The sequence below is a fragment of the Fischerella sp. genome (genome assembly GCF_013388695.1).
In the GTDB taxonomy this organism is placed as follows: Bacteria; Cyanobacteriota; Cyanobacteriia; order Cyanobacteriales; family Nostocaceae; genus PCC9605.
Genome location: NZ_JACAEU010000007.1, coordinates 88,056 through 101,992, shown reverse-complemented (window position 1 = coordinate 101,992; position 13,937 = coordinate 88,056). Strand labels below are relative to the sequence as shown.

General features: G+C 41.2%; 14 protein-coding genes and 3 pseudogenes. 4 read left to right on the top strand and 13 right to left on the bottom strand.

All coding sequences use genetic code 11. The features are described 5' to 3' along the window. From HXY43_RS01120 to HXY43_RS01105, 4 genes are all read right to left on the bottom strand, one after another. On the bottom strand, positions 1-284 hold a 284-nt coding region (locus HXY43_RS01120; RefSeq protein WP_290878882.1), incomplete at its 3' end, for an AMP-binding protein. A gap of 292 nt (positions 285-576) precedes the next feature. Beyond that, positions 577-1,338, bottom strand: a complete 762-nt coding sequence (locus HXY43_RS01115; protein WP_290878880.1) for a DUF6875 domain-containing protein — start codon at positions 1,336-1,338, stop codon at positions 577-579. Positions 1,339-2,030: 692 nt separating this feature from the next. Next, a complete protein-coding gene (locus HXY43_RS01110) occupies positions 2,031-2,168 on the bottom strand; it encodes a hypothetical protein (protein WP_290878877.1) in 138 nt (45 codons plus the stop codon). Position 2,169: 1 nt separating this feature from the next. After that, complete coding sequence (locus tag HXY43_RS01105) at positions 2,170-2,406, bottom strand: lycopene cyclase family protein (protein WP_290878874.1); 237 nt, start codon at positions 2,404-2,406, stop codon at positions 2,170-2,172. 201 nt (positions 2,407-2,607) lie between these two features. Between HXY43_RS01105 and HXY43_RS01100 the strand changes: the two genes are divergently transcribed. Continuing rightward, entirely contained in the window at positions 2,608-3,690 is a 1,083-nt protein-coding gene (locus HXY43_RS01100; RefSeq protein ID WP_290878872.1) for a class I fructose-bisphosphate aldolase, read from the top strand. 307 nt (positions 3,691-3,997) lie between these two features. Beyond that, positions 3,998-5,164, top strand: coding sequence for a pyridoxal phosphate-dependent aminotransferase (locus tag HXY43_RS01095; protein ID WP_290878870.1), 1,167 nt, complete (start codon positions 3,998-4,000; stop codon positions 5,162-5,164). Between the two features lie 89 nt (positions 5,165-5,253). On the opposite strand, the gene HXY43_RS01090 is transcribed toward HXY43_RS01095, so the two are convergent. The 7 genes and pseudogenes from HXY43_RS01090 to HXY43_RS26915 all read right to left on the bottom strand — a co-directional run. Continuing rightward, complete coding sequence (locus HXY43_RS01090; protein WP_290878868.1) at positions 5,254-6,264, bottom strand: bifunctional 2-polyprenyl-6-hydroxyphenol methylase/3-demethylubiquinol 3-O-methyltransferase UbiG; 1,011 nt, start codon at positions 6,262-6,264, stop codon at positions 5,254-5,256. A gap of 249 nt (positions 6,265-6,513) precedes the next feature. Continuing rightward, positions 6,514-6,693 (bottom strand): annotated as a pseudogene (locus tag HXY43_RS01085) (GMC oxidoreductase); the annotation flags it as partial. Positions 6,694-6,751: 58 nt separating this feature from the next. Further along, positions 6,752-7,507, bottom strand: a complete 756-nt coding sequence (locus HXY43_RS01080; protein ID WP_290878866.1) for a glutathione S-transferase family protein — start codon at positions 7,505-7,507, stop codon at positions 6,752-6,754. A 370-nt stretch (positions 7,508-7,877) separates the two neighbouring features. After that, positions 7,878-8,117, bottom strand: coding sequence for a hypothetical protein (locus HXY43_RS01075; protein WP_290878865.1), 240 nt, complete (start codon positions 8,115-8,117; stop codon positions 7,878-7,880). Positions 8,118-8,285: 168 nt separating this feature from the next. After that, complete coding sequence (locus HXY43_RS01070) at positions 8,286-8,969, bottom strand: DevA family ABC transporter ATP-binding protein (RefSeq protein ID WP_290878862.1); 684 nt, start codon at positions 8,967-8,969, stop codon at positions 8,286-8,288. Between the two features lie 66 nt (positions 8,970-9,035). Then, positions 9,036-9,731: pseudogene (gene devC, locus HXY43_RS26920) on the bottom strand (ABC transporter permease DevC); the annotation flags it as partial. A 6-nt stretch (positions 9,732-9,737) separates the two neighbouring features. Continuing rightward, a pseudogene (locus HXY43_RS26915) lies at positions 9,738-10,841 on the bottom strand (biotin/lipoyl-binding protein); the annotation flags it as partial. A gap of 383 nt (positions 10,842-11,224) precedes the next feature. On the opposite strand from HXY43_RS26915, the gene HXY43_RS01060 reads away from it, so the two are divergent. Further along, entirely contained in the window at positions 11,225-11,842 is a 618-nt protein-coding gene (locus HXY43_RS01060) for a TetR/AcrR family transcriptional regulator (RefSeq protein WP_290878857.1), read from the top strand. Here HXY43_RS01060 and HXY43_RS01055 read toward each other — a convergent pair. Both HXY43_RS01055 and HXY43_RS01050 read right to left on the bottom strand, forming a co-directional pair. Then, the gene (locus HXY43_RS01055) at positions 11,836-11,979 is read right to left on the bottom strand and encodes a hypothetical protein (protein ID WP_290878855.1); all 144 of its coding nucleotides are present in this window, start codon (positions 11,977-11,979) and stop codon (positions 11,836-11,838) included. The genes HXY43_RS01060 and HXY43_RS01055 overlap by 7 nt on opposite strands. 40 nt (positions 11,980-12,019) lie before the next feature. Further along, complete coding sequence (locus HXY43_RS01050) at positions 12,020-12,529, bottom strand: DUF1269 domain-containing protein (RefSeq protein ID WP_290878853.1); 510 nt, start codon at positions 12,527-12,529, stop codon at positions 12,020-12,022. Positions 12,530-13,621: 1,092 nt separating this feature from the next. Here HXY43_RS01050 and HXY43_RS01045 point away from each other — a divergent pair. After that, the gene (locus HXY43_RS01045; RefSeq protein WP_026735284.1) at positions 13,622-13,882 is read left to right on the top strand and encodes a MoaD/ThiS family protein; all 261 of its coding nucleotides are present in this window, start codon (positions 13,622-13,624) and stop codon (positions 13,880-13,882) included. The last annotated feature ends 55 nt before the right edge of the window (positions 13,883-13,937 follow it).

Genomic DNA, 13,937 nt, shown 5'->3' with positions numbered 1-13,937 from the left:
CCCACCAGTACTTCTGGCCCTACTCCCAAACTCTGTAAGTAGTGTGCCAGTTGGTTCGCCTCTTGGTTTAACTGCCTGTAGGTAAGTTGTTCATCTTCAAATACTACCGCCACTGCATCAGGTGTGCGTTCAACTTGCTTTTCAAAAATTTCATGCACGCACAGATGTTTAGTATATGCATGGCTGTCATTCCACTCCTGTTGGATCTGAGATTTGTTGCTCTGAGTCTGACTATGAATCGAATAATTTTGATGATTGTATGAGTTACTATTTTTTATTTGCATATTTATTGATATTAATAGAATTACTCACTATATAAATCGACTGAGTCACCAAATTTCACAGAATGAATACTAGTGCAGAATGGCGGAAATAAAACTACCATTTAAAATAGCAAAAAAGTCCAGAATACAATTCTTCTAAATGCGTGACTATTGACTTACTCGGTAGCGGTACTAGTTACTGAAATTCACAGTCACTTTATAATTAAACATCAGCTGATTACAGCTTATTACGCTGGTTGTGGAAGCAATACTAATTATACATAAGTCTGTAATAAATCAACTTCTTGATGAGTTATATCAAATCCGTTTGATTAGTTATCGTATCTGCCCTCACCCCTCTCTCCCAACTTGGGAGAGGGGCAGGAGTGAGGGTTTTTAATGAACATGAATTAGCCGGACTTGATATTAGATGCTCTCGTGCTAGTATCAGCTCTTGATGCACTTTTTTTAGCTGGCTCTCATCTTTAATCTCATGCTCAAAATACTTTAAATAACTTTCAAGAAATTGAATACGTAAATGTGGTTCTTCCATATTGATGAGAAAAGGTAAATCACTTTCGACCATAAAGCGGATAGCCAACATAGGAATAGGACTTCGGAGTGGACGGAACTTAGAATTATGCAGTCCTGGGCTTTCAGTACGCTTATGAAATTCTCCTAGCATCAACCCTAATTCCACAAAAGAGGGTTTAAGTTTTTTTTGGACACTATCGATGAATTTGCAAGTATCATCGAGAGTAATATCAGGAAATATCAGTAAAAATGTTTTGTACAAAGCAGCTTGTTTTTCACGCGGTTCTGTTTCTAGAAAAAGCTGTCGGTGCTGGATCACAATTTCTTCAATTTGTTGTGGTTCTAAATCTTTTGTATGAATAACTTTAAAGTGAATGTTATTGGACTTGAGCGATTGCGGCACAAAAGGGCAAACAGGGCCAGTTCTACCTAAATCTGGATGATGTTTTGCTAAAAAACTTTTAACCCATTGCATTATTTCAATTAAATAGGGAAGGTCTTGTTGGAACTGCTCAATTTCTATTAGCGTATATAGTCGCATAGTGTTCAGATTATTTGCAGTTACTTGGGTAGTGACTTTACAGTAGTTTACTAGCGACGCGGTATCTGGTTAAACATCTACTAAAAGACAAAATTTATGCTTGTTTTAGTAGTTTTTCTCGGTTTCTATTTAGGGCTATCTACAGAAAGAGACTGTACACATAAGTCGAATGTCGGCATCTTAATTTATTAAATAAATAACCTGAATTATTTAAATTTTATTTATTTAATAATTTAATGCTAATCATCTGAAAACTTGACTAGTAGTTTATATCATTAATTTATGAGGAGCTAAAAATACCCCAAAGTACGTAAAACTCAGAATATGGAAATCAAGTTACTCTTCATCATTAATGACATACTCCAGTGGCTCACCAAATAAATTTTGCGAGATGATTTGGTTTTTTATAACCTCTTTATTCAAAGAAACTCAGTTTATTTGAATCTGGAAGATTTTTATGAAATGTCCACTTGGCTATTAACACCCCTTGTGTAAGAGTTGTTTCTCTTACACTGCAAATTTGTAAATTATATATGTGCTTAATATTATTCTGAACTTGTTTATCCAAAATTTTTATGATATTTAGGTTTAAATACGCACTCTTTTTATCAAGATTGTATAAAACGGCTCTTTTGATTTCAAAAATATATTATAATAATTAATTTTTTGTAGTATCATTTGAGAATTATTGCTTAAACATCGATACTAATTAAATCAGCCAAACACACCCTCAAACAGCCAGCGTTCTTACGTGCCATTAATCTGCCGAGAATTGAGTCGTAAATAAAATGCCAGCTGCGATCGCAAACTTCAATTTGGTTTTGAATCACTTCATTCTGTACATAAGCAAGCTGTTTTTGACTGATATCCCCACTCAATTTCAGGACAATTCTGCAAAACTTCAAACCAGTCGCTTGGTGTCCACATCTGTGGGTTATCTGGAGCCTTTCCAGCTTCGATCGTGAGAATACTTATACCTGAGTCACGAGCGGCAAGTTTTGAGGCAACTATGCTTCCCGCCGATCCCGCACCAACAACAATATAGTCATAATAAACTCTTTTTTCCATCTCGCATAACTCCTTCACACCTAATGCTTATAGATAACTGAAGTTTTGACTGTTTGCAGGCGATCGCCTTTTTCAATCTCTGCGGATGTTTAAAACAAAATTAACTCTATACCTTATAACCACGTACTTATATCTTAAGAGGTACATACGCTACGCTAAGCATAGCCACCATAAAAGACGGAAGTCTTGAGGAAAAATGCTATGGCTACTACTTTATCTGTACCAAGTTCTATCGAATCCTTGTTAGGTCAAGAAGCAGAAGACCTGCTGACCTATAAAGCCAAAGTTTCTAAAGATTTACTACACCTACCAGGCCCCGACTTTGTGGATCGAGTCTGGGTAAACAGCGATCGCCATCCCCAAGTTTTGCGTAATCTCCAGCTACTTTATTCCACAGGCAGACTTGCCAACACTGGTTATCTTTCCATTCTGCCAGTAGACCAAGGGATTGAACATTCTGCGGGTGCATCTTTCGCGCCTAATCCCATGTACTTTGACCCAGAAAATATTGTTAAGTTGGCGATCGCCGCAGGTTGTAATGCTGTTGCCACAACTTTAGGAGTATTGGGAGCAGTTTCACGCAAATATGCCCACAAAATCCCCTTTATTGTCAAACTTAACCATAACGAACTCCTGACTTATCCCAATCAATTTGACCAAATTATGTTCGCCTCCGTCGAACAAGCTTGGAATTTAGGCGCTGTAGCAGTAGGTGCGACAATTTATTTTGGTTCAGAACAATCTTCCCGACAAATTCAGGAAGTCAGCCAAGCTTTTAAACGCGCCCATGAACTGGGAATGGTGACAATCCTGTGGTGCTATCTGCGTAACAGTGCTTTCAAGCAAGATAAAGACTATCACATTGCCGCTGATCTCACGGGGCAAGCAAATCATTTGGGCGTGACGATTGAAGCTGACATTATTAAACAAAAATTACCAGAAAATAACAATGGTTATGGAGCAGTAGCCCAAGCAACTGGTACCAGTTACGGTAAAACCGACAAACGGGTTTATTCAGATTTGACAACAGATCACCCAATTGATTTAACTCGTTACCAAGTGCTGAATTGTTACTGCGGACGTGCAGGGTTGATTAATTCTGGTGGCGCTTCTGGTAAAAACGACTTTGCAGAAGCAGTTCGCACCGCAGTAATTAACAAACGCGCTGGCGGTACAGGATTAATTTCCGGACGCAAAACCTTTCAGCGTCCTTTTGAAGAAGGCGTGAAATTATTCCAAGCTATTCAAGATGTTTATCTGTCAAAAGATGTAACTATTGCTTAGACTGGATTTTTGAGGAGGGTTTAACCCTCCTTAATTTCAGCCAGATATCAATTAGTTCTTGCTTATAACAAAACTCTCTTTCGTCAATCTGCCATGCTTAGCACTTTTTCGGTGAAATCGGATGAGGGGTGATATCCCCTAATTCATGAAATCATGACAAGACGTCAAATTCTCGATCGGGATTCTGAGATATTCTGGAATAGTTGAGAACTTGATCGCAAGAAATCTTGTATTTCAATCGCTCATAGGGATTTGGCTCCCTTAGCTGAATGTATTTTACACCTATTTACGGATAATTTTAGTGACAATGAAGCTGGCAGGACGAGTAAGTCAAGTAACACCCTCTATCACCTTAGCCATCGCAGCGAAAGCAAAGGCAATGAAGGGCGAAGGAATAGATGTTTGTAGTTTCAGTGCTGGCGAACCAGATTTTGATACTCCAGCGCACATCAAAGCTGCTGCACAAAAAGCATTGGATGAAGGCAAGACTAAGTATGGTGCTGCTGCTGGTGAACCAAAGTTAAGAGAAGCGATCGCCAAGAAACTAAAAACCGAGAATGATCTAAATTATAAAGCCGAAAATGTTATTGTCACCAACGGTGGTAAACATTCCCTGTTTAACTTAATGCTGGCAGCGATCGAACCTGGTGACGAGGTAATTATCCCTGCTCCCTATTGGTTAAGTTATCCGGAAATGGTAACGCTCGCTGGTGGTGTTTCCGTAATTGTTCCTACAACTGCATCCACAGGGTATAAAATAACGCCTGAGCAATTGCGACAGTCAATTACTCCCAAGACCAAATTATTTATCCTCAACTCACCGTCTAACCCTACAGGTATGGTGTACACGCCAGAGGAAATTAAAGCCCTAGCAGAAATTATAGTTGAAGCAGATATCTTTGTTGTCTCTGATGAAATTTACGAAAAGATTCTCTATGACGGTGCAAAGCACCTCACCATTGGTTCGCTGGGAGACGAAATATTTGCTCGTACAATTATCAGCAACGGTTTTGCCAAAGCTTACTCAATGACAGGATGGCGGATTGGTTATTTGGCAGGGCCAGTTGACGTAATTAAAGCCACAACTACCATCCAAAGTCACAGTACCTCAAATATATGTACCTTTGCCCAATATGGGGCGATCGCAGCTTTGGAAGATTCCCAAGACTGTGTAGAAAAAATGCGTCAAGCTTTTGCCAAACGCCGCCAGGTAATGCTAGAAAGACTCAACGCCATACCCGGATTGAGTTGTCCCAAACCAGACGGCGCATTTTATCTATTTCCTGATATCAGCAAAACTGGACTAAAATCTTTAGATTTTAGTGATGCTTTACTAGAAGAACAGCAAGTGGCAGTAATTCCCGGTATTGCTTTTGGTGCTGATGACAACATTCGCCTTTCCTACGCTACCGATATGGCAACGATTGAAAAGGGAATGGATCGGTTAGAGAAGTTTGTCAAGTCCCGGATTTAGTCTTTACTTGGTGTCTTAGTGTCTTGGTGGTTTAAACACAAAGACGCTAAGACACCAAGTGCGATCGCGCTTATGAATTACTGACGCGGCTATTTACTGGGATTAGCTTGTTTGTTGAGGAATTTTGGGGTGTTATCAGGTTCTAGGAATCTCACTGCTCGTAAAACAGGTTTAATGATGTTTTTAACTGGCTGAGGGAATGTTCTTTTAACAAATCGAAAAATGGGGCCACGTTTAATTTGTGCAGAATGAACCTTTTTCGGTTCATGCTCAGGAATTTCTGCTTGGGGAGATTGGTTTGTGATTGGTGAAGACAGCACTCTCACAGGTTGACTTTTAATCGCCACATAAGTTTTGCGATCGCTGTGGTAGTTATTTGGCATTACCGGGATATGGCACTCATAAAATGAGGTAAAACCAACACTAGCAATTAAATTGCAGAGGGAAGGCTCGGTCATCCAAAAACTACTGACATTATTGATCGAAGCCCATAAATCTCGTTTCTTATCCTCCTCAGTTGCACCTTCGGCATGTTCCCAATAATCTAAGCCCCAGTAGGTTTTACCTTCAAATTCAACACTCTTGTCATCTCTGATACTGATAAAAGTATCAAACAGAACCAATCTGTCACAGACTTTGTAGATGTTTTTAACAAACTCAAACACATCAGGCGGTTGGAGATGGTAGAGGATTCCCGAGCAAATTACCACGTCAAAGGAGCCGTATTTCTCTTTGCTGAGATTGCGTACGTCATCTTGATAGAAATGAAGATTGTTGAGATTGAGGTGATGTTTGACAAACCGAGCTTTTTCAAGGTTGGCTTCACGGATTTCGATACCTACTACCTCAGCACCGTGCTGGGCAAACTCAATACCATAATGACCTTCGAGGCAGGCAAGATCGAGTACGCGCAGCTGATCCAGCGATTTGCCAACTAAGTCTGAGGTGATCTGAACTAGACGGCGAAGCCGATAATCAACTTGAGGAGGCATCAAGGTGTATTTATCGTTACCAAGGTAAATGGACATAGCAGTCCATTCACCATAGCGCTCCACAACCCGATCTATTGAAACTGATTCATTTAAGTTGGATTCAGACATTTGCACCCTCTTTCAAGGTTTTTATGGGGCATTCTCGACAATATAGAGTTGAAGCTTTGATTTTTACAAGTTTTTTCTTTTGTCAACCAATATTTTAACAGTAGTGTATAAACTGTATAAATGATGTTTTTTGCTGTATTGACATGTGCGGGCAAAAAATCTGCAATTTTTTACCCGTACCGCACCCACGTATAGCCGCAATAGTTTTTGTTTGCATCAGTGCGTGTATGGCGTAGCGATCGCAGTACTTCAGATTGTTAGGCGATCGCCAATTGTTAAAGATTCTTGCTGTGAAACCCTCCCTGCACCTTTAATAAAATCGGCTGCTTTTTCGCCAATCATAATGGTGGGTGTATTAGTGTTTACCGTAGTGAGGATTGGCATAATTGATGCATCAACAACACGCAATCCATCAACACCATATAATCGTATTGAGCCATGAAATTCTCCTTTTGTACTTCTGCTATCTGTAGTTGATTAACCTGAGTCAGGAATGAACGGGAATTGATTGGTTTAACAAGCGATCGCTAAAAAACTTCTGATTCATTCGCTCATAGTGCTGGCAGAGATTCGACAGCTGCAAAATATACTCTACAATTGGGCTTCCATAAGGTGGCTTAATGAAATTGCCAATATATGCATAGGCAGTTGCATCTAAAGTTGTGGGTTCCTCTCCCATAAAAAATGGTTTATCTGCCAGGAAATCTGAGAGTACTTGGAAATCAGCACAGATAATCTGGACGATTTCCTCATTGCTATGACGACCCATCCCATGAGCATACAACTGAGAGAGAATATTGTCGTGGAACCCTTCGAGAAATGGTTCCCATTCTGCTGTCGGAGCATCAGGGAAGAGAATATTTGCTATCACTTCTCGATAGTGTCGCCAGTTTTCTGCCATGTTGTAGCGAATGTGAACTCCTCCCCAGTAAGTGTTTTCTTTGAGCATTCGGCGAAAAGCAAGGGAAATGGCTCGTTCGGCAGAAGTTAAGTTTGCATCAAGATCGATCCCTTCTTTTTCCTTCAGCATCTCGATGATTAAAGTGGAATCGCCGACAAGTTTTCCTTGATAGTCAATGAACGGAACCTTGCCCTTTGGTGCTGCTGCAAACTCTTGGACTGTAGTGATTTCAGCTTTATAAGGAAGCTTTGCCATCCGCAGCCAGGTTTCGAGCTTCATACAGGCTGGGCTAATGCTGGGTAGCCCCCATAGAGACGGTGCGGTGTATAAAGTAATCATCATGATGTTAATTCTGTGTTCTAATTGTCACCAGCTACAAAACAGGTAAAAGAGCAATATTTCCAGAGAGATTTAATGTTCAACCAAGCAAAGTTGATTTGCTTGACTATTAGTAAAGGCAAGCGCATAAGCAGCAAATTTGTCCTTAGCGTAAAACGGAAACTGAATTATTTCGCCGACATCGGGTAGAACAGTCATCTTAGTGGTATATAAATCAGAGGATCGCTTTTGGAGTGCGATCGCTAAATAATGTTACTTCATAACCCGCATCAACAAGACCAATTCCTAAGTGTAGACCTGCTTGACCTGCTCCTATAATTGTAATTCGTCGCATGTTGCCCTCTCCTATAGATTATGTGTAGTTTGTTGTGTGTTATTTTTGAATTTTGAGTATCATTTGCTTTACATGAAACTTCAGCAACTCATAGTCAAGTTCAACCATAGTCCAAAATTCAGCTCCGCAAACACGAGGAATATTCGTGCTTGAAAATGTCCAACTACCACCCGTGCAAAAAGCTGCTGCAAAAAGTCGGTGCTGATGAAGCTCTAATTCACGCCTCGCTCTGGGTACTTGACTTCCCGTGAGTGTGTTGCGCTGTGTCTTAATCTGCACAAACACAGGCAATCCTTTCGCTCTGCACAGAAGAATCGAGTCGATTCCAGTAATCTTAAGCCCAAAATCTTTCTCTGGGCTTACTGCTATGTTTTATTAAAATTACACCGAAAAAGATACACACGTAAAAATCTTTTTAAGCAAGGATTTCAGCCTTACCCCCACAAATCAGGCTGCAACAGGGGCATTTGCTAACTTGCCATCTTCCATGTAAACAATGCGATCGGCTATATCTAAAATCCGGTTGTCATGAGTCACTAAAAGAATCGTACAGCCTTGCTCTTTTGCAAGTTTTTGCATCAGGTTGACCACATCTCGACCAGATTTACTATCCAAAGCGGCGGTAGGTTCATCCGCAAGGACTATTTTAGGATGACTCACCAATGCCCGAGCGATCGCCACCCGTTGTTTTTGTCCACCCGATAAGTCATCTGGGTAATAATTGAGACGATTCTCCAATCCCACCATTTCTAATATCTCGGCGGCGCGGGCGTGCATTTCTTTGGGAGAAAGACTATCGTGCAGTTCTAACCCCATTTTGACGTTTTGCACAGCTGTCAAGCTACCGTGTAGGTTGTGTGCTTGGAAAATATAACCATTACTGCGTCGCGCCAGAGTCAGCGCTTTGTCATTTGCACCGCAGAGTTCTCTTCCCAACACTCGCAAACTCCCTTCTTGGGCAGAACGCAATCCACCTACTAAGGTAAGTAATGTAGTCTTGCCAGAGCCAGACGGGCCTGTCATAATCACAATCTCACCAGCGTTTATCTCTAAGTTGATATCAAATAGGGCTTGTTTACGGAGTTGCCCTTTACCGAAGTAATGATTGAGATTTTGGATAGAAATGACCATAATGGTTAGTAGTTAGTGGTTAGTAGTTAGTGGTTCATAACTAATGACCAATGACAAATGACCAAGTTAAAACATATCTGCGGGGTCAGCGGCTAAGACTTTGCGAGTTGCGATCGCCCCCGAAATCATACACATAATTACGGTCAGTATCTGTACCTGAAATGCTCGTGCTAGGGTCATATATAGTGGCAAATTAGTGGCACTCCGCGTTAGAGCGTAGAGTCCCATAGATATAGTAAATCCCGGTATAAAACCTAACACTGCCATAATAATTGCTTCTTCAAATACCACACCCAGCAAATAGCGGCTGCGATAGCCCATTGCTCTGAAAGTGGCGTATTCTTTCATATGGGCATTTACATCAGTGGAGAGAACTTGATAAACAATAATCACCCCTACTATGAATCCCATTGATACACCCAGACTGAAGATAAAACCGATCGCGGTGTTGGTTTGCCAGTAATATTCTTCAAATTTGATAAATTCTTCCTTGGTCAGAACTTTGACATCTTTTTCATTGCTAAGATAAGTTCTTAAGGCTGTTGCTACCTGCTGGGGGTCATAGCCTGGTTGGATTTGAATCAATCCTAGATTGATACTGCTTGCTTCTCGTCTGGGAAACAATCGCAAAAAGTTTTGATCGCTGGTAATCAAGCTACCATCAGCAATAAAGGAAGCCCCGACTTTAAATAAGCCGCTAACGGTAATTGTGCGGCGTTCGATTTCAGTGGTAACGGTTTTACCCTGGTCAATTTGCGCGATCCTATCCAACCGCACTTTTTGACCGGGACGCACTTTGTTGACGTCACTTTGGTAAACTTCTACAACTGCATACATCTGACCGGTTTGCCCAATCTCGGCGATGCCGTCATTAGACACCAATTCACCCGGACGGGTATATATTTTGAAAACCTGACCAGCTTGGGGCGATCGCACATAAGCCTGTTGCAAATTCGCGTCTGCTCTTTTCACCGCAGCTGTAGCTTTATTCACTTCAGCTTGGGCTGCTGCTACATCCACCGGACGTACTTCGGCGATGCGATTTAAGGTGGCTTTGCCTTCTTCTATTTGTTTTTCTCCGGTTGTTTGGATACGTTCTAGGTTAGCTTTCGCCTCTGCTAGTTGCTCTTGGCGGGATGCTTGAATGCGTTTGAGGTTAGCTTTTGCCTCTGCTAATTGTTGTTGTGCCGTTTGCAAAGTCAAACGCTTACTGTCTTGTGAGGATGCAGAAATCGCACCTTCTTGATACAGGCTTTGATAGCGTTGGTATTCTGCTTGAGCATTATCTAGCTCTGCTTGCAACTTCGCAATAGTTGCTTTTTGTGCCTCGATTTCTGTATTTTTTTCTGCTTCTAGACGAGCGATGGTTGCTTTTTGGGCTACTATTTCTGTACCTCGTTGTGCTTGGAGGCGGTCAACCTGCGCTGTTTGGGCGGCAATTTCGCCCTGTTTAGCCCCTGCTTTCACTTGCTGAAGATTCGCCTTGGCTACTTGCACGGCTTCTTTGGCTTCTTCTAAGGCAGCACCCAAGCGATCGCGACTGTCTAAAATCGCCACTACTTGCCCTGCTTTCACCGTATCTCCTTCTTTCACCAGTAATTGTTCGACTCGGCTTCCTTCTGCCGATGCTGGTGCAGATAATTTAATTACTTCTCCCTTTGGCTCTAATCTGCCCAAGGCTGTGACTGTTTTTACTTGTGGCACTTGAATTACTTGTTGCTGCGCCTTCTTCAATTCCCCACTCCGCGATTGCTGCACAGTATAAACACTGATTCCACCTACAGCGAAAGCTGCAAGCATGGCGATCGCGATCGATGGACAGAAAATTGATTGTGGGGAAAAAGCACCTTCCGATTTCAAGTGTTGCAGCATAGCATCCCTTTTTTGAAAAACTAAACTGTTTAGTTTTATATTACTACTAAACTAAACCGACTAGTTCAGTTTTGCAAGTACTATAATATAAACAAAACTAAACTGTATAGTTTAGTCATGCTCCTTGTAGTTTTCTTTGCCAAACACGGCACGATATCCTCATCGTGCCCGTGTTTCTCCCTTGGGCATGGCAGAATAATGGAAAAACTTTCCCCTACACCCCCATACCCTTATACTCTTAGTGAAGAAAAATTTGCTGGGTGAAGCATAAAGATAAAAGAAATCAGGAATATAAGTTTTATAGATTTTTCTTGATAGTCCTGGATATTAAAGAAAGAGTGTGAAGTGTGCCAACAATTGGTAGATAGCAGGAAACAGTAAAAATGGTACGTGCAAAAGTAAGTGATATAGACCGTGATAATTCAGCCGAGAAAGTTGAACAAATTCTTCAAGGAGCAATGCAGGAGTTCTTGGCGCATGGCTTTGCCGGTACAAGCATGGATAGGGTAGCGGCGGCGGCGGGTGTTTCTAAAGCTACTGTCTACAGCCATTTTGCAGATAAAGAAGGATTGTTTAAAGCCTTGGTTGAACGGCTCGCGCGTAAGAAATTTGAGTCTATCTTTGGTAGTGAATCTCTCGAAGGAGAACCTTCTCAAGTACTGCGTCAGTTAGGAACTAAAGCTTTGCAACTGATGCATGTTGACCAAGAGCATCGTGCATTTATGCGCGTGTTAATTGGAGAGTCTGGTCGTTTTCCAGAGTTGGCTCAGGTTTGTGTTCGTGCCATGCATAAACCTGTGTTGGAGACTCTCACTCAATATATAGCATCTCATCCAGAACTGAAAATAGCTGATCCAGAGGCAATAGCAAGAATTCTAGTTGGCTCGTTAGTGCATTTCCATATTACTCAGGATGTACTGCATGGTAAGGATATCGTACCGATGGAGAGCGATCGCATCATTGATGCATTGATGAACATGATTGTGAAATCTGCTCAATAATTAGAGATGGCACGATCTACAGCGTTAATTTGTTTTCTCTTGTAATGGCGCGATCGCATGGGATGATGTCGGCGATCGCACCACTGCAATGCGATATTTACCAAAGCACCACCAACCTGTATTAGACTGACACTCAAGATATCAAAAGCGTAGATAAAAACCTAAATTTTACCTGAGTTATAAGTGCTTCAGGATAGATTCGGCGTCACGCATTTCCTCATCTGTACCATTTACTATGACTAGATAGTCACCACGGAAGACGCACTGACTATAAACCCTAGCTTGTTCTACTGAAATCCCTGCGTTCATCAAAGCCTCAAGTAAGCCACCACTGGCTACACCAATACCAAAGCCAGCTAGAGATGCGGTTAGTACGGCTTGAGAACTCCCAATTGCTAATACAGCAGATCCAACTCCAGGTACCATTATCAGTCCCAACCCTACTAAGCAGCCGCATATAGCACCAAGCATACTACCTGTAATCGCTGCATATCCTTTTGGTGGAGCTTGGTAGCTAAAAAAATCATTCGTACCAAATTCGTCAAAATGATTAATATCCGATTCGTTAACAACGATAGAAATCTGAGATGTGGAGAACCCGGCATTTATCAGTTCATTCAGCATCCCTTCGGCATCTTGGCGGCTAGAAAATATAGCAACAGCATGTCTATTTTGACTTGATACCATTTTTTCCTCCTTTGAAAGCCCATTCATTGCTCACTTTTCAAAAACACAGCACCCAGATTAGTAGCAGCTAGATCCAGTCCTCCATTTCTGTATTCGTTGGAAAGCAGGAATTGGCAACATTCAGAAACGTCGCGGGGGTGCGGGTTACATCAGGGGCAAACAGCATAATGGATTGAATATGCCCTCTAAAATTCAGATTAAGGGTACGACCTGCAAATTTATTCTCACCTTTAATATTGTTAATAAATGTAGGGAAAATCGAAGTACTCTTAGTTCTGATTGAAGTAATGTCTTTACCAACAATCTGAGTCTGTGCAGGTCTAAAACATAGAAATTTAGTTAGCAGCAGATTCGTTGAGGAGCATCGAAATTGAACAGCGTGTTGGTATAGAAGCGTACTATCTCTGAAACGATATCGATAACTTCCGGTTTGAAGAGATTGTTAATTTAACTCAACTTTAGTCAATCGATTTTAGGTTGACTCTTAACTAAAGGTATCAATTCCGGTTTTCCTGTAGTGGGATTGCGTACTACTTTGACTAAATGGATAGTTGATTCTTGGCGATCGCCATCTTTTTCAAAAGTAAGCTATTCCACATTTAAATTACATGATCTGGGCGGGCAAGTTTCTGGATCGCGTTGTTCTTGCCATGCCTTCTCTAGCAAATTAACAGCAAGTTGGTAATTACCCTCCGGCAAAGGCATTTACTCCTTCCTGCTTTTCTAATATTGTAGAAGTATTCAACAAAACTTCTTCTCCACAGTTCATATCATTGCCTGTTGGAAAATTCCTGATCCAAATCTTTGTACATCCATATTAAAATTTTGATTCGATGACATTAATATATATTATTTACTAATAAAATAATATTTTTGATACCTATATATTTTAATGTATAATAAATTTTTAGTGGTTTTAAACTGCATTTACAACTCATTTTTGCTTTGGCGAAAGTCAGGCCTGGCAAACTCCGCTTCAGCGGACTGAATAAAAAAAGAGATTAATGAAACCAGATTTGGTCTCGGTAATAATTTTGACTTATCACTATTTTCTAGGTTTCACACCCGAAGCTATTTTTCACTCTTTGTTTTATGTCCAAATCTGCAATTACAGTTACCGTTAAATTGTTTGCTGCCTATCAAGAGGTTTATGGAGTGCCGGAACTGGTGCTGGAATTTCCTGAACATACACCAGTTGCCGCAGTTCGCGATCGCCTCATCGCCGAACATCCCGAACTGACTCAATGGCGGGATGTGACGCGGTTTGGGGTTAACTTGATATTTGTCGAACCAGATACGATATTGCAAGACGGTGATGAGGTAGTGTTAATTCCCCCTGTCAGCGGCGGGTGAGATGGGGTGATGGGGAGACAAACAACCACCAACTACCAACTACCAACTAACCACT